Annotated in this window: 10 protein-coding genes and 1 tRNA gene; 7 read left to right on the top strand and 4 right to left on the bottom strand. The window is 64.4% G+C overall.

Annotated features, from left to right (window positions below; all coding sequences use genetic code 11):
* Positions 1-121: 121 nt before the first annotated feature.
* Both ACW5DN_RS03610 and ACW5DN_RS03615 read left to right on the top strand, forming a co-directional pair.
* Positions 122-1,411 carry a lytic murein transglycosylase gene (locus ACW5DN_RS03610; RefSeq protein ID WP_456961388.1) on the top strand — a complete coding sequence of 430 codons (1,290 nt, stop codon included), beginning with the start codon at positions 122-124 and terminating at the stop codon, positions 1,409-1,411.
* Between the two features lie 84 nt (positions 1,412-1,495).
* Entirely contained in the window at positions 1,496-3,121 is a 1,626-nt protein-coding gene (locus ACW5DN_RS03615; protein ID WP_456961389.1) for an FMN-binding glutamate synthase family protein, read from the top strand.
* Positions 3,122-3,164: 43 nt separating this feature from the next.
* On the opposite strand, the gene arsC is transcribed toward ACW5DN_RS03615, so the two are convergent.
* The 4 genes from arsC to ACW5DN_RS03635 form a co-directional block, all read right to left on the bottom strand.
* Positions 3,165-3,515 (bottom strand): arsenate reductase (glutaredoxin), encoded by a 351-nt coding sequence (gene arsC, locus ACW5DN_RS03620; RefSeq protein ID WP_456961390.1) that lies wholly within the window; start codon positions 3,513-3,515, stop codon positions 3,165-3,167.
* Positions 3,516-3,666: 151 nt separating this feature from the next.
* Positions 3,667-5,184, bottom strand: a complete 1,518-nt coding sequence (locus ACW5DN_RS03625; protein ID WP_456961391.1) for an MFS transporter — start codon at positions 5,182-5,184, stop codon at positions 3,667-3,669.
* Between the two features lie 16 nt (positions 5,185-5,200).
* Positions 5,201-5,839 (bottom strand): SDR family oxidoreductase, encoded by a 639-nt coding sequence (locus ACW5DN_RS03630; protein ID WP_456961392.1) that lies wholly within the window; start codon positions 5,837-5,839, stop codon positions 5,201-5,203.
* A 244-nt stretch (positions 5,840-6,083) separates the two neighbouring features.
* Positions 6,084-6,158: transfer RNA gene (locus ACW5DN_RS03635), tRNA-Val, on the bottom strand.
* A gap of 161 nt (positions 6,159-6,319) precedes the next feature.
* On the opposite strand from ACW5DN_RS03635, the gene ACW5DN_RS03640 reads away from it, so the two are divergent.
* From ACW5DN_RS03640 to recD, 5 genes are all read left to right on the top strand, one after another.
* Entirely contained in the window at positions 6,320-6,739 is a 420-nt protein-coding gene (locus ACW5DN_RS03640) for a DoxX family protein (RefSeq protein ID WP_456961393.1), read from the top strand.
* A gap of 37 nt (positions 6,740-6,776) precedes the next feature.
* Entirely contained in the window at positions 6,777-7,112 is a 336-nt protein-coding gene (locus tag ACW5DN_RS03645) for a carboxymuconolactone decarboxylase family protein (protein ID WP_456961394.1), read from the top strand.
* A 448-nt stretch (positions 7,113-7,560) separates the two neighbouring features.
* Positions 7,561-11,046 (top strand): exodeoxyribonuclease V subunit gamma, encoded by a 3,486-nt coding sequence (recC, locus tag ACW5DN_RS03650; RefSeq protein WP_456961395.1) that lies wholly within the window; start codon positions 7,561-7,563, stop codon positions 11,044-11,046.
* Positions 11,043-14,822, top strand: coding sequence for a UvrD-helicase domain-containing protein (locus ACW5DN_RS03655; protein ID WP_456961396.1), 3,780 nt, complete (start codon positions 11,043-11,045; stop codon positions 14,820-14,822). Before recC ends, ACW5DN_RS03655 begins: the two co-directional genes overlap by 4 nt.
* Entirely contained in the window at positions 14,819-16,837 is a 2,019-nt protein-coding gene (gene recD, locus ACW5DN_RS03660) for an exodeoxyribonuclease V subunit alpha (protein ID WP_456961397.1), read from the top strand. The genes ACW5DN_RS03655 and recD overlap by 4 nt, the downstream gene beginning before the upstream one ends.
* Positions 16,838-16,862: the final 25 nt, after the last annotated feature.

Here is a 16,862-nt window from a genome sequence, read left to right on the forward strand (position 1 = left end):
ACCAAGTCAACAATTTATCTTCGTTGGCTTGTGATCGTTACTGTCCTGCGGGACAAATTCGGACTTGCATCGTAGGGCTGCTCATGACAGCGCCGTCACCAGTGCCATATAGGCTTGATGCATGATCTGGAGACTTCTTCTGCCGACTCTGTTCGTGCTGCCCACGCCCTCGTTGGCGCAAGCCACGTCACCGCCAACCGTTCCGGCGGATGCATCGTCGGCATACGATGTCGCCGCCTTCGACCGCTGCCTGGACCGGCTGCAACAGCAGTTCGCCAGCAAAGGCGTGGAGAAAGCCGTGTTCGACCGCAACGTCCGCGCGATCGTGCCGGACACCTCGGTATTGAAGCTGCTGGACAATCAGCCCGAGTTCAAGACGCCGGTCTGGGACTACCTCGCCGGACTGGTGGATGCGGAACGGGTTGCCGATGGGCAGGCGATGCTCCGCCAGCACGCCGCCACCCTGGCCAAGGTCGAGGCGCAGTACGGCGTCGATCCCGCCACGGTGGTGGCAATCTGGGGCGTGGAAAGCGACTTCGGCAAGACCTCGGGGTCACGGCCGCTACTGAATTCGCTGACCACCTTGTCATGCATGGGGCGCCGGCAGGAATTCTTCCGTGGCGAGCTGGCCGCGACATTGCAGATTATCCAGTCCGGTGACATCGCCGCGGACGCACTGGTCGGTTCCTGGGCCGGCGCATTCGGGCAAACCCAGTTCATGCCCTCCACGTACCAGCGGATCGCGGTGGATTTCGACGGCGACGGCCGCCGCGATCTTGTCGGCACCGTACCCGACGCACTGGCCTCCACGGCAAACTACCTCGAGCGCTCCCACTGGCGCACTGGCCAGCCGTGGGGGTACGAGGTGAAGTTGCCGGACGGATTTGATACCGCCATCTCCGGGCGCACCACGCGCCGGCCATTGTCGTACTGGATCGGGCGCGGAATCTCTCACGTCGATGGCGGTGCGATCGCACCATCGGATACGGCAACTGCGCTACTGCTGCCGGCTGGCAAGGCCGGTCCGGCGTTCCTGGTGTTCAAGAATTTCGACGCGATTTATTCGTACAACGCCTCGGAAAGCTATTCCCTGGCGATTGCGCTGTTGTCGGACCGTTTGCGCGGGCAGGGAGGGCTGGTGGCGTCCTGGCCCACGGCGGATCCGGGATTGTCGCGACGCCAGCGTCGTGTGCTACAGCAACTGCTGCTGCAACGTGGCCATGACATTGGCGAGGTGGATGGCTTGATTGGCAGCGCGACCCGCGCGGCCATCAAGATCGAGCAACAGCGTCTTGGGGTTGCGACCGACGGGCGCGCCAGCCAGTCGCTGCTGCAGGCATTGCAGGTTGCGCCAATCCAGGGCGCAAAATCGGGTCCGATTGGTCCGGCTGATCCGCCCAGATCCGACTGACCAGCATCGTCTTGATTGGGCCAGGGCTCACCTTGGCTCGGCACCGCGGGTATCCTTTGGGCTGATGACTTCCCCGGAGCCCGCATGACGCGTTACACGTCCTACATCACCTGCGTTGCGCTGACCGTGCTGACGGCCGCACTGACCATTTTCGTGTCCCCTGGCTGGGGCTGGGCATTGGCCATATTCGGCGCATTGGCGGTGTTGGGGACGATCGACCTGTTGCAAAAATCCAGCACCTTGCGCCGCAATTATCCGTTGATCGCGCACTTTCGCTACGGGCTGGAATCGATTGGTCCGGAGATGCGCCAGTACTTCATCCAGGCCGACAACGCCGAAGTGCCGTTCTCACGATTGCAGCGGGCACTGGTGTACCAACGGGCCAAATCGGTCAACGACACTCGCCCTTTCGGCACCATGCAGGATGTCTACGCCAATGATTACGAGTGGATCAACCACTCAATGGTCCCGACGCCGCACGGGAGCCCGGACTTCCGCATCTTGGTGGGCGAAAAAACCGCCCAGCCTTACTCGGCCAGTGTGTTCAATATCTCCGCGATGAGCTTTGGGTCGTTGTCGGCCAATGCCATCCGGGCGCTCAACAAGGGCGCCAAGATGGGCGGGTTCTACCACGACAGCGGAGAGGGATCGATCTCCTCTTACCACCGCGAGCACGGTGGCGACCTGGTCTGGGAGATCGGCTCGGGGTACTTCGGATGCCGCGACGCGGACGGCGGGTTCGATGCCGAGTGTTTTGCGAAAAACGCACGCGACCCACAGGTGAAGATGATCGAGATCAAGCTGTCGCAGGGCGCCAAGCCGGGACATGGCGGCGTGCTCCCGGCGGCCAAGGTCAGCATGGAGATCGCCATGACTCGCGGCGTAACCGCTGGCGTGGAATGCGTATCACCGGCGCAGCACAGCGCATTCTCGACGCCGATCGAGTTGCTCGAATTCGTTGCCCGGTTGCGCGAGCTGTCGGGTGGCAAGCCCACCGGGTTCAAGTTGGCGATTGGCCACCCGTGGGAGTGGTTCGGGATCGCCAAGGCGATGCAGGAAACCCGCCTGTTGCCGGATTTCATCGTGGTCGATGGCGCCGAGGGCGGCACGGGCGCATCCCCGGCGGAGTTCATCAACCACGTCGGGGTGCCGATGCAGGAAGCCTTGATGCTGGTCCACAACACACTGGTGGGGCTGGGCTTGCGCGACGACCTGCGGCTTGCGGCGGCCGGCCGCATCATCAGCGCGTTCGACATCGTGCGGACCATGGCCATGGGGGCCGACTGGTGCAACGCCGGCCGTGGCTTCATGTTTGCCGTTGGCTGTATCCAGGCCCAGGTCTGCCATACCGATCGCTGCCCGACCGGCGTCGCCACCCAGGATCCCAAGCGCTGGCAGGGGCTGGATGTTACCGACAAATCGATACGGGTCCACGGCTTCCATCGCAACACCATGACCGCCTTGCGCGACCTGTTGTGCGCTGCCGGGCTGACCGACCCGCGCGAGGTCGGGCCCGAACATATCCTGCGGCGCGTCTCGCCGGTGGAAGTGCGTTCGCTGGCAGCGCTGTACCGCTTCCTCGAGCCGGGACAACTGCTGGATGAAATTCCGGACCATGCCGTATTCCAGACCTATTGGGCGAACGCCCGCAGCGACTCGTTTGCCGCCCCCCACCACGTGCGGTCGATGCGCGAGAGCAAGTCCTTCTGACTCCTGCCTGCCAATTGCGGTGATGGCGCCGCGGCGGTAATGGTCACAACAGCTCAAGCACCTTCTCGGGCGGGCGGCCAATCACTGCGCGTCCCGCGTGGACGAAGACCGGTCGCTCGATCAAGCGCGGATGGCTTGCCATGGCGTCAATCAGCGCCGCGTCGGTTTTGTCCGGATCGGCCAGCCCCAGCTCGGTGTACTCGGTCTCACCGGTGCGAAGCAGTTCGCGTGCCGGCACCGCGAGCATCGCCAGCAGCTCGCGCAACTCGGATGCCGAGGGCGGGGTGTCGAGATAGGTGATGACCTCCGGCTCGATCCCGCGCTCGCGCAACAACTCCAGCGCGCCGCGCGACTTGGAGCAGCGTGGATTGTGGTAGATGCAGGTGTCGTTCATGGAGGGCTCCAGCGGTGGCGGTCAAGCCGCCATCGTATCGCGGCGCCAGACACAAAAAACCCGGCACCAACCGGGATCCGCTGAAACTCAGGTTTGCAACCTGGTGGGCGGGTGATCTTCTACGACGCGTGCGTCCTCGGCCATGTAAAAATCAGAACAGGCTTTCGTCGAGATAGGGCGATTCTCGCTGCCGACGTTGGGCATCAGTTCTGTCTGTCACGCTCCTGTCCCGATCCCGCTGATCCTTGAATGCCATACCCAGTGCCACGAGCACCACCAGGCCGATCAGGCCGAAACCGATGACCACGGCGATCGACCATGACCACCGTGCAAGTGATGCGAACACTGCCGCGGTGATCATGGCAATGCCGACCGATGTCCCGATGCGCTGGCCGGTCTGCATGATCGCCCCCGAGCTTCCGGCATATGCGAGCGGCACCTCCGCCAGCGTCAGCGTCTGGTTCGGACTGATCACGGCCCCTTGCGCGAGTCCGATGAAGGACAGTGACAGCACCAACCACCACACGCTCAGACCAAACCGCTCGTGCAGGAGGACGACGGTGATGCTCGCGACGAGGCCGAGCAGGGCCAGGAACAGTCCGCCGATCACGATCTTCCGACCGTACTGGTTTACCCGGCGCCCCGACCAGTGAGCGGCATAAGCCGATAGAAGCGCACTTGGAATGCCGAACAGGCCGGATTCAAACGCGGTTTTTCCCTGACCGTCCTGCACATAGAGTGCGACCAACACCCAAACACTGGTCATGCCGGTGAAATAAAGCGTCATGATGACCGTGCCGTTGGTAAAGCTGCTGGTGCGGAAGATGTCCAGATCGACCATCGGGGTGTGACCCAGGCGCGGGCAACGCTGCTCCCATCGCACCCAAATCCAGACCAGCGCGATGCCCACCGGCAGCAGCGCCCACCAGAGCGTCGAGCCACCCGATTCCATGAACGGATAGAGGATGGCCAGCAGCGCGAGCCCCAACAACACCGAGCCGATCGGATCCAGCGACCATAGCCAGCCGGCAGGCCGCTGCGCTCCGTTCGGCGCACTCTGCGGGGGGCGGCGGAAAAGGGGCTTCGGAAACCACTTCATCCCTAAAATGATGGCTACGATGCCAATGGGCACATTCACCAGGAATGTCAGACGCCAGCCAAGGTCGGCACCGCCAGCCTCGATCAGCACACCGCCCAGCACCGGACCGATGGCAACGGAAAATCCGACCACGATTCCGAAATAGCCGAAGGCCCGACCGCGCTCCTCACCACGGAAGTATTGCTGGATCATCCCGATGGCCTGCGGACTGAGCAGCCCGGAGCCAAGTCCCTGGACCAACCGCGCCGTATTGAGCCACATCGCGTCAGGCGCGAGTCCGGCGGCGATGGAAGAGAGGGTAAAGAGGGCAACGCCGACAAGAAAGATGCCGCCTCGCCCCAGAATATCGCCAGCGCGCCCCGCGGCAACCAGAATGATCCCGAAGGTGAGTGCATAGCCCGACAGCACCCATTGGAGATCGGACTGGTCCGCCCCCAGGCCCCGCTGGATCGAGGGAAGGGCGACGTTGACGATGCTCACCCCGATCAGCGACATGAAAACGATGCCAAGCAGCACCGCCAGGATGCGCCAACGAGCCGCACCCTCTACTGCCGTGCTGTCGGGTTGCACTGGAGTCTTCAGGTTGTCAGAGCGCGGCAACGGCGTGCGGAACAGATGAATCCCCTGCAAGCAGTTCGAACTGTTTGCCGTGCGTATTGCTGGCGTCCAGCACCTGCAGCAGCACCGCAGCAACATCGTCGCGCGGGACGCTGCCTTGGCGCCCGAGATCCTCCGACACTTCTACCTTGCCCGTCCCTTGCTCATCGGTAAGGGAGCCCGGGCGTACGATGGTGTACCGAAGATCACTCGCCCGCAGATGCTCGTCGGCTCTCTGCTTGGCATGCAGGTAATGCTGCAGACCCTCCGGGCCTTTTTCCGGCGTGTCCGCACCCATGGATGACACCATGACGAAGCGCTCTACGCCGGCCTTCTGTGCCGCGTCGATCACGGCAATCGCGCCATCGCGGTCCACCGCATCGGTCTTCTCGTGGCCGCCTTTGCCCCCGGAGCCCGCCGTGAAAATGACGGCATCGCAGCCATCCAGTGCGGTCTGGATATCGTCTTCGAGGTCAGCGACCACGGTCGCATCGGCGCCAAGTTCGCGCAGCCCTGCGGCCTGCGCCGCGCTGCGGATCATGGCCTGGGTCTTATGTGGGCCGGAAGCCATCTGCTTGACCAGACGACGACCAATCTGGCCGTTGGCACCTACGATGAGAACGCGCATGAGAAGTTCCTTGAGAGAGTGGAAGTAAGGGGGCCGGGATGCGCGATCTGTTCTACGGCAGTAGGTGTCCAGTTGGCGTGTGCGGACACATCCAGAACCGGGCGCAGCGATGGTCGCCGCCGGGTTAACCTTGAACACCACGTTGGTCGACGCGTTGCTGTTACCACGCAATTACCAAAGCAAAAGGCCACCCGGTTGAGGCGGCCTTTGTGTGCTGTAACCCTTTCTGTGTATGGGTTCTAACTGGTGGGCGGTGCAGGGATCGAACCTGCGACCCTTGCCGTGTGAAGGCAATGCTCTACCGCTGAGCTAACCGCCCCAAGAGGCCGCGCAGTATACAGCGGAAAGGCCCCTTTTTTGCAAGTGGTTCGCTGCGGTGGCAACTCCCTGCGTGGACAAGAAGTTGCCGCCGCTGGGCTTCTTCACGCGTTGATAACGCCAGGCGCCGTCAGCTTGCCTAAACCCAAGGGGAGCTTGCACATGATCGACACCCTGATCGACCGACATCGCGATGCGCTGATCCTGCTGGCCCGTCTTTTGTTGATGCTGCTCTTCCTCATTTCGGGCTGGTCCAAACTGATCGATTACCAGGGAACGGCCGCGTATCTGGCGTCGATCGGCACGCCGCTACCATCGATTGCCGCGGCGGTTGCGGTGATCATGGAGTTCTTCGTCGCCCTCGCCCTGATCGTCGGCGTGTGCGTGCGTCCACTGGCGCTTCTGATGGCCTTGTTCGTGCTGGGGACGGCGCTGATTGGCCATCCCTTCTGGTCCATGGAAGGCGCCGACCGTGCCATGAACTTGACCCAGTTCTACAAGAACGTGGCGATTGTCGGTGGCTTGCTGCTACTTGCCGTCACTGGGGCGGGTCGCTACGCGTTGATGCGGCGTCAACCATAGGCGCTGATCGGAACCTAGACTGATCGGGAGAACGACCATGCTGGACTGGAACAAGTACCGGACGGATCTCAAGAAGCGCATCTCGGACATCGGAAAACTGTCCCCGGACACCGTGCGTGGCTATGCGACGCTGGGCAATGCCGGTGCGCAGACCAACCACCTGGACGCCAAGACGCGTGAGTTGATAGCCCTGGCCGTGGCAGTGACTACGCGTTGCGATGGTTGCATCACCGTCCATGTCGATGCCGCGCTGAAGCAAGGTGCCACACGTGAGGAGATCGCCGAGGCACTGGGAGTGGCGGTGGCGCTCAACGCCGGTGCCGCCCTGGTTTATTCCGCCCGGGTCATGGATGCCGTCGACGCCCATCAGTAGCCCTGGGGGCTAAACAAGGGGCCGGGCCGCGTGGGGGGACGCCCATGGATGTAGCTGGCAAGGGCGGCGTGTGCATCGGCCTTGGGTGTCGTGGACACCGACCGCTGGCGTCCTCGTTCTTGAGCGTGGCAAAGAAGCCCTCGGCCACCGCGTTGCCCCTCCAGCTCATGCTGGACACGAAGCCATGCGGGAAATATCGATCTCGCCTACAGCGGTAGATCACCAGACCAGGACGGGGCACCGGCCCAATATTAAAGTGCTGGAGGGAAGGGCTGCCCGGCCATGAATTTCCTGGGGTTGTCCATCTCACCTTCTGAGACGCGCCCGTAGTACGTTGACGCAGCAAAATAACCGCCAATCGATCACGACTTCTGTCCGGTCCACATGGGTGGGCCGGGCAAGCAGCCAGTCAGGTCGGCCAGTCCGTTTTGATACACAGGGGCCCCCATTGGAAGAGATCCACAGTGGACTCATCGTCTACCGCGCCAGTCGCTTGGAAGGCCTGCTTGAGGCGTTGACGTATTTCGTCGACAAGCATCCACCGAGCCAGGTGCTCGCGCCGCAGACGGTAATCGCCGCGCATCCGGGGATGAAGCATTGGCTTTCCGCGGAGTTGGCGCGCAAGCGTTGTGAGGGTGGCGCCAGTGGGATTGCCGCCAATCTGGACATCGTCCTGCCGAGCGCCTGGCTGGATCGGTTGGCGATGGAGCTGCAAGGCGAGTCCGCGGTGGCGCTTGCGCCGTATCAGCGCGGGGGGCTGCGTTGGCGCATCCACGAGATCCTGCCGACGCTGGACGACGAGCAGGTGCGCGCCTATCTGAAAGGCAGCGACCAGGCGCGTCGACGGTTCCAGCTGGCCGACCGGCTGGCGCGCATCTACACCCAGTACATCGTGTATCGACCGGATTGGCTGGATGCGTGGGCCGCCGGCAAGCGCGTGCCGCTGCAGGAAGGCACCGGGTCGCGCGAGCACGATCTGCTGGCGTCGCTGTGGGCCACGCTGCGCCAGCAGATCGGGCTGCCGCATCGCGGTGAGCTGCTGGCGCAGATGCGGGCCGGGTTGGCGTCCGGGCGGCACGTCATGGATGAGGCCGAGCCGTTGCACGTGTTTGGCGTCAGCCATCTGGCACCGTCCGAGTTGAGCGTGCTGGCGGCGGTGGCGCGGCGGAGGCCGGTGGTGCTGTACGTACCGGATCCGTGCCGGGAGTACTGGCTCGATCAGCGCAGCGACCGCGAAGAGCTGCGGCAACGGGTCGAGACCGCGCCCTACGATCACGAAACTGAAAGCCTGTTCCTGCAGCTACGCCATCCGTTGCTGGGTGCCTGGGGCCGGATGGGCCAGCACTTCCTGTTGGCGCTGGAAGGCTTGGACATGCAGGTCGATATCCGCCATTGGGGCGACAAGTCGGAGGCGACGCCGGCTGCACAGCGACTGCCGCGGCTGCAGGAAAGCATCCGCCGGTTCGATCCGTCCCTGCTGGCACCGGTCGGAGATCTGTCCAGCCAGCGCGCCGACGCGTCGCTGCGGGTTCACGCCTGCCATACCCGCCTGCGCGAGCTTGAGGTGCTGCGCGATGCGTTGCTGAAGGCGCGCGTCGATCAACCGGACTTGCGGCCGCGCGACATCGTCGTCATGGCGCCCGACATCCAGGCCTACGTGCCGCTGCTGCCGGCAGTGTTCGGCGAGCCCGGCGAACACCAGGGGCCGCTGCCGTACCACATTGCCGACGTGTCGATTTCGCGCTCGCACTCGTTGCTGGAAGCCTTTCGGCGGCTGCTGGACTTCCCCCAGTCGCGGATCACTGCGCCGGAAGTCGTCGACCTGCTGGGCGTGCCGGAAATCGCACGCCGCTTTGGCCTGGCCGATGCGGATACCGGGGTGCTGGTCGGCTGGCTGCGTAACAGCCGCGTTGCCTGGGCGCTGGATGAGAAGTTCCGCGCGGGTCTGGGTGTGCCGGCCATCGCGGAGCACACCTTTGCCTGGGGCATGGATCGGATGATGGCCGGCTACATCATGGGGGCTTCTGCCGACGTGGAGGACAACGCGGTGACGCTGCCGGACGGCAAACAACTGGCGCCGCTGGCCGGCATCCACGGCCCGCAAGCCGCGCTGCTGGGCGCGCTCGACGGCCTGCTGGTGCAACTGGCACGCCTGCACGAAGTAGGCAGGCAAACACTGTCTGCAAGTGAGTGGGCCAAGCAGCTTGAGCAGGTGTTTGATGCCTTGTTCCGCATCGACAAGTGCGACGCCGACGCACGCGATGCCGAGACGCTGGTGCGCCAGTTCATCCGTTCAATCGCCGGCGAGCCGCAACAGAGCGGACTCGATCCGGAGCTGGAGTTCAGCGTCGTGCGCGAGCTGCTACTGGAGCGTCTGACGGCCGCGCCGGAACGCCAGCGCTTCCTGATGGGCGGTGTGACGTTCTGCGGCATGGTTCCGCAACGGGCCATTCCGTTCCGTGTCGTCGCAGTGCTGAGCCTCAACGATGGCGACTTTCCGCGCGCGGGCAGCGATGGCGGACTGGATCTGATGACGACCCATCGCCGCCTCGGCGACCGCGACGTGCGCAGCGACGACCGCTACCTGTTCCTCGAAACGGTGATGTCCGCACGCGACATGCTGCACCTGAGCTACATCGGCGAAGGCGTGCGCAACGGCAAGCCGCGCAACCCGGCGGCACCGCTCGCCGAACTGCTGGAGGCGCTGGAAAATGCGGCCGGGCCGGATTCGGACGATTCGACAGTCGATCGCCCGTGGCTTGTCAGACATCCGCTGCAACCGTTCGACGTGCGCTATTTCGACCGCAGTGACGCAGCGCTGTTCTCGTTCAGCCAAGGCCATGCGGCCATGGACAGGCGCGGCATCGATTTGTCTGCAGCGCCACCATTCGTGGGCAAGCGTCCGTCGTCACTGCCGCAGCGCAACGCCGACACGCCGCCACCCATCGCTTTGCGACCGGTGTTCGCCTACTTCTGCGATCCGGCCAAGCAGTTGCTGGCCAGCGGGCTCAACCTGCGGCTGGACGCGCTGGACGAGGATCGACTGCGTGACAGCGAGCCGTTGGAGGCCAAGTTCGAAGGGCTTGATCAAGTGGCCAGACGCGTGTTCAACGCCGTCGTCGCGCAGGCCGTAAAAGCCGTCCCCGACGAGGCGCCGGACTGGATGCGGCTGAGCGGTCTGATGCCGCCGGGGGCAGTGGGTGAGGAGGCCTGGGCCAAGACACGCGAACAGGTCGCGGATCTGTTGAAGGTCATTGGAAATTACCCGTTGTTTGATCCTTCGTTGCCCGATGCGACGCCGGTCCTGATCGATCGCCAACTGACAGGGCAGGGCAATTCCCGCCTCCAGGGCGAGCTGCACCGGGTGTACGACGTGGACGGCACGCGCTGGGTTTTCGACGTGTTTCCGGGCAAGACCGAGGATCAATTGGACTTCAAGGCGCGTGTGGGCTTTTTCCTTGAGTGGGCATTGGTTCGGCTCGACGACCCATCCGGTCAGCGCGAAGTCCGTGCTTGCGTGCTGGCCGCGCCGAAGAGAGGGGTTGGGACTGGCGACTGGCAAGGCAGCTTCGACGTCTGGAGCGACACCTTCATGCAGGCCGTCCGCAATGGAAACGAGGCGTTGCGCCGTCAGATGATAAATGAGCTGGAGCGTCAGGTGACGGGGCTGATCGATTTCTACCAGGACGCCCAGCACGCACCGTTGTGGTATTTCCCCAAGACCTCGTGGGCGGCCGCCGAATCTCCGCAGAAGACGCGCGAGACGTGGGTTGGCGGTTACAACATGGGTGAGCGCGACTACTCGCCGGGCTACGGACGCCTGCTGGCCGGCGAGCGTGAGTTCGATGAAACGGGTGATTACGAACAACTGTTGGAGACGGCCAATCGGCTGCGTGCATTGATCACGCTCCTGCCGCAGGAGGCAAGCGCATGAGCATGCAAGTCTCGACGTTGCATGCAAAAACGGAAGACTGGCGCACGCTGTCATTGGATGCCGGTGGCCGCAGCCTGATCGAGGCCAGCGCCGGCACCGGCAAGACCTGGACGATCTCGGTGCTCTACCTGCGCCTGTTGCTGGAGCAGACGCTGTCGCCAAGACAGATCGTGGTGACGACGTTTACCGATGCCGCCGCGGAGGAGTTGCGCGAGCGCATCCGTGCCCAGTTGATCCGAGCCGAACGCTACGGTCGCCAGTTGCAGGCCGTAGGTGTGCAGTCCGACGGCGCCGAGCCTGCCGACCTGCAATGGCTGTACACGCACTGGACCGCTGCGGAGGCGGATGCCGAGGACAAGGCACCGGAAGACCGCATCGCCAGTGACATCAACCGCTTGCGTCTGGCCCAGGCCGAACTCGACCTCGCTCCCATCAGCACGTTGCACGGGCTGTGCCGGAAGATCCTCAGTGACTTTCCGTTCGAGAGCGGCAGCGCCTTCGGTCTGGGCGAGATGGTCTCCTCCGAGAGCATGATGCAGACGCTCGCCGAGGACGTGTGGCGGCAGCAGACCCAGACGTCGGAATCGGGCCAGCCGGCGCTGGATGTCACGTCGATCGACACGCTGAAGAATTACCTCAAGGCGTACTCGGCACCGGGTGTTTCGGTGCGGCTGCGGGCGTTGGACGTTACGCCTGAGGTTGCGCTATCGGTGGAGTGGGTGGAGCCGATACGGCAGTTGGTGGGCAGGAAAGTGTTTCGTGGAAGAGCCACGAAACTCAAAAACGCATTGACCCAACTTGCCGATTACCTGGAATCGCAACCTCGTGATCCCGGCTTGCTCCCGACGAAGCTGGACAACCTCGTGCCGGAGCCGGTATCGGATCAGATTGGCGAGGAGCACCTCGATGATTCTGAAGTGCAGAAGGTTCTGGCCATCGCAGCCGACGCCGCCCAAACGCTGGAATGGCTGGCCGCCGAACATCGGATTGCGGCCTGGCACCACTGGGTCGAACAGATCAAGACCTGGCGCGAGCAACGCCTGACCGCCAGCGGTCAGATCACCTTCGACGAACTGATCGAGCGGGTCGCCCGCGCGTTGCCGGAGGGTGGAAGCGCGCTGGCCGACAGCCTGTTCAAGGCCTGGCCGGTGGCGCTGGTCGACGAGTTCCAGGACACCGATGCGTTGCAGTACGGCATCCTCGACCGGATCTACCGTGACTCGACCGGCGAACCGCGCGGCCGGCTGGTGATGATCGGCGACCCGAAACAGGCGATCTACCGCTTCCGTGGCGGTGACATCCACGCTTACCTCAAGGCGCGAAGCGATGCCGGCAGCCGGTTGAGCCTGGACACCAACTACCGCTCCTCACGCGCGATGGTGGCCGCCAGCAATGCGTTCTACGAATTGGCCGGAGCGCAGCTGAGCACCGATGCCGATCACGCCATCCGCTACGAAGCGGTCAAGGCCAGCGCACGTTGTGACGACGCGCCGTACGAGGTGGACGGACAGCCCTGCACCCAACCCTTGCAACTGCATTACTGGGCCGACTGCCCGGATGACGCCGAAAGCCGTCGTAGCGCTGCGCTGAAAGGCTGCGCCAACCAGATCGTCGAGCTGCTGAAACCCGGGAAGCATTCCATCGGTGGAAAACCCTTGGTGCCCGGCGACATCGCGGTGCTGGTGCCGGGCAATAACGACATCATCCGGCTGCGGCGGCTGTTGAACGATCGCAACGTGCCTTGCGTGTCCTCGGCCCGGAGCAGCGTGTTCGAGTCCGACTGGGCGCGTGAATTGCAGATTGTGCTGTACGCCGCCCAGCATCCACGCGACGAGGGTGCCGTGCATGCGGCGTTGGCGACGCGGCTGGGCGGCAAGACCTACGAGGATCTGCGGACGCTGCGTGACCAGCCGGAGCATTGGCAGGCACTGTCCGCCGGCTACGTGCGCCTGGGCGAGATCTGGAAGACGCGCGGTGTGCTGGCGTTGATCCAGGAATTGACCCGGCAAGCGACCCCGCGGTTGTTTGCCGCTGGCGACAGCGAGCGCTCCCTGACCGACCTGCGCCATCTGGGCGAGCTGCTGCAAACCGCCAGCGAGACCTTTGCCGGTCCCGAACAGTTGCTGGGCTGGCTCGCCGAAGAGCGCGGCCGCCGCAAGGCCGACGATGGTGATGCCGCCGACGAGATGCGGCTGCGCATCGAATCCGACGCCGCACGCGTGCGCTTGATGACCGTCCACGCCAGCAAGGGGCTGGAGTTCCCGGTGGTGATGTTGCCGCTGATGTGGGCCAACACCCAGGTCACCAAGGACACAATCCAGATACTGCATGACGCGGAAAGCGGAGAGCGCATCCCCGGCTTCGGCGAGGCTGACAAGACGCGCTACCGTCAGGAGGGACAGGACGAGCGCTTCCGCTTGCTGTACGTCGCGCTGACCCGTGCCCGGTATGCCTGCCACGTCTATGTGCTGCCTCCGGGTCGCGCGAAGGACAAGAAGGGTGGGGCGGCGGATACGGATCCGCACCGAGCACCGCTCGACGGCATGATCGAGCGCATGTTGCCCAAGTTTGATGTGACTGCATCGCAGGCGTCTCTGCATGAGCACATCGTCTGGAACGCCAACGACTGGGCCTGGCCGGAGGGCAGGTATCAACCGCCTGTCGATACCAAACCAGTGTCACGCGTGGCCCTGTCCGAACCCCATACCACCGCGTTCGAGTTCAAGTGGAGTTTCACCAGTTTGACCAAGTCGCAAACCAGAATCGCCAGCTTTGAGGACGGTTCGGCCGCAGACGAGAGCGAGCAAGACGCAGGCGAACCGATCCCGCTGCCCTCACCCCAGTCCGTTCCAGGTTCGGCTACGCCTCACCAGGAACCCCCGGCCACGGGCATTGCCCGTGGCGCTCGGCAGTCCATGTCCGCTGGCGCGGCCATAAGCGGACAGCCTCACCCCGCAAGCGGGAGAGGGGGAGCAGCAGAGTCCACCCCGGAACCGAACGAAACCCCCCGCCGCGAACTGCTCGATCTGGTTCCCATCGCCGGCGCCGACTTCGGCAACGCGCTGCATGCGATGTTCGAGTTCCGCCAGATCGGCCAGCCGATGTCAGCGCAGCACGACCTGATCCGCCATCACCTGCTCGACAGCGGCGTGCGTCTGGGCGAGATCGACCTGGAGACGCTGGTCCGGCAACTGGCGCACCGCATCCAGACCACCCTGGACACACCGATGGCACTGGCGGACGGCCACACCGTGCGGCTGGGAGACCTGCCCAGGGAACACCTGCGTGCGGAGATGGGTTTCGACTACGTGCTCGATGGCGTGACGATGCAGCGCCTGCGCGATGCCTGCGCCCGCGCGGGCGAGCCCGACCTGGTGCCCAAGGCATCGCCCCGTTACCTGCGCGGCATGATGAACGGAAAAATCGACCTCGTGTTCCAGCACGACAACCGCTTCTACGTGCTCGACTACAAGGGCAATCGACTGGGCGAGGCCGGCCTGTTGTCGCCCTACGCGCCCGCGCAACTCGACGAAGCGATGGATCGCAGCCATTACCGCTTCCAAGCCCTGCTGTACGTGGTCGCGGTCGACCGCTACCTGCGCCAGCGCATCGGCCCGGGATACGACCGCAGCGCGCAGTTGGGCGAGGCAATCTACCTGTTCGTGCGTGCCGTCGGTCTGGCACCCGGCGCCGGCATCTGGGCGCGCCGTTTCAGCGACGGGTTGATCGACGCCATCGATGCCGCACTCGCCGGCCGTGAACAGGAGGCCGCATGAGTTACCGCTTCGAGTCGTTGCCCGCCGAGTCCGCCGTCGAGGCCTGGCGTCCACTGGATCGCGCGCTGTACCGCTGGGTCATCGGCCACGGCGGTTCGCCATTGCTGGCCAAGGTCGCGGCCTGGGCCAGCCTGGCCGATGGCAATGGCCACACCGCCTTGCGCCTGTCCGACGGTGTCGATGGCGACAACGCAATGCCCGCCTTGAGTCAGGACGAGATCACTGCGCTTGCCAACCAGCCGATGGTCGGTAAACCGGATGCCGATGCCGCCGCGCCCGTGCCGTTCGTGCTCGATGCCGACGGCCGGTTCTACCTGTGGCGCAACCATCAGCACGAAATCGCGGTGGTCGATGCAGTCAACCACCGTCGCGGCAATGCGCGTGCCGTCGAAGTAGCGGAAGCGGACATCGACGCCTTGTTTCATGGCATCAATGACGACACGGTCACGCTGCAGCGGCACGCGGTTCGCTCGGTAGTCGGGCGCAAGCTGTTCGTGCTCACCGGCGGCCCCGGAACCGGCAAGACCACCACCGTGCTGCGCATGCTGCTGATGCTGATGCTGATGCTGCAGCGCCAGTCGCCCACGCCACTGGCGATCCAGGTCGCCGCGCCCACCGGCAAGGCCGCGCAACGGCTGGTGCAGTCCCTTCGCAAGGGCAAGCAGAACCTGCTGCAGCATCCCGCCAAACCGCTGCCGCAGGAGTGGCACCCCCTGCTGGAAAACGTGCCCGACCACGAGGCCCTCACCCTGCATCGCCTGCTCGGTTACCGGCCGTACGACAACGTCTTCGCACGCAACGCGAAAGACCCGATCCCCGCTGACGTCGTCGTGGTGGACGAGGCATCGATGGTCGATCTGGCCATGCTTCGCAGCCTGCTCGACGCGGTGCGACCCGACGCCACCCTGATCCTCGTCGGCGACGCCGATCAGCTGACCTCGGTCGCAGCCGGCTCGGTGCTGATGGATCTGGTCAGCGCGATGAGCGTGGAAAACGACGGGGCCGGCGCAGGCGATCTGGTGAAACTGCAACACAGCTTCCGCGCCGAGCAGTACCTGGTGGACATCAATCAGGCCATCAACGGTGGCGATGCGGAACGCCTGAGCGAAGCGGTTGCCGCCGCCGGAACGCACGCAACGCGCATCGCCGTTGATGACCTGAAAGCGCTGGGCAACCAGATCGACCGTTGGGCGGAACAGATCGGCAAGGGAAGTACTGATCAATTCGCTTTTGATCGTCACTCCCGCGTAGGCGGGAGTCCAGGGACGTTGCCAATCAATGGCTTGAAGTCCATGGATCCCCGCCTTCGCGGGGATGACGACAATTTTTCAGACCTTCCCAAAGCCACCGCGCTCCGTGCCCCAACCGACAGCGTCGTCGACCCCGCGGAACCGACGACAACGCCGGCAGACACCGGCCCGGTCGAGGCCGCACTGGACGCACTCGCCCAGCGCCAACTGCTGTGCGCCCTGCGCGAAGGCCCCTACGGCGCCATAGCGGTCAATCTGGCCATCGAGCAGCGGCTACGCAGGCACTGGAAAATCGAACGCGACCGCGAGTGGTACCCCGGCCGCGCCGTCATCGTCATCCGCAACGACTACACCGCCGGTCTGTTCAACGGCGACGTGGGCATCTGCCTGGCCGATGCGGAAGGCCACCTGCGGGTCTGGTTTGAAGGCAGCCCCGGTAGATCGACGGATGGCGAAGACGCAGGATTTACCCGCACGCTCCGCAGCTTCGCCCCCAACGCATTGCCACCGCACGAAAGCGCGTTCGCCATCACCATCCACAAGAGCCAGGGCTCTGAATACGCCCACGTCGCCGTGCTGCTGCCGCCCGATGCCGAAAGCCGGATCCTCTCGCGCCAACTGCTCTACACCGGCGTGTCCCGGGCCAAGGTGTCGGTCGAGCTGTGGGCGGCCGACGACGCACTGGCCACGGCAGTCACCCACACAGTCCAGCGACAGGGCGGGGTGGCTGCGAAGCTGGCCCCAACAACCCGTCATCCCCAATAGCCCGTCATCCCCAACAACCCGTCAT

This window comes from Lysobacter sp. A289 (assembly GCF_054072675.1).

Coding starts and splice junctions, on each gene's coding strand:
- ACW5DN_RS03645 (WP_456961394.1), top strand. CDS start 6,777: ATGCTGGACTGGAACAAGTACCGGACGGATCTCAAGAAGCGCATCTCG.
- recD (WP_456961397.1), top strand. CDS start 14,819: ATGAGTTACCGCTTCGAGTCGTTGCCCGCCGAGTCCGCCGTCGAGGCC.
- ACW5DN_RS03640 (WP_456961393.1), top strand. CDS start 6,320: ATGATCGACACCCTGATCGACCGACATCGCGATGCGCTGATCCTGCTG.
- ACW5DN_RS03615 (WP_456961389.1), top strand. CDS start 1,496: ATGACGCGTTACACGTCCTACATCACCTGCGTTGCGCTGACCGTGCTG.
- ACW5DN_RS03610 (WP_456961388.1), top strand. CDS start 122: ATGATCTGGAGACTTCTTCTGCCGACTCTGTTCGTGCTGCCCACGCCC.
- ACW5DN_RS03630 (WP_456961392.1), bottom strand. CDS start 5,839: ATGCGCGTTCTCATCGTAGGTGCCAACGGCCAGATTGGTCGTCGTCTG.
- arsC (WP_456961390.1), bottom strand. CDS start 3,515: ATGAACGACACCTGCATCTACCACAATCCACGCTGCTCCAAGTCGCGC.
- ACW5DN_RS03655 (WP_456961396.1), top strand. CDS start 11,043: ATGAGCATGCAAGTCTCGACGTTGCATGCAAAAACGGAAGACTGGCGC.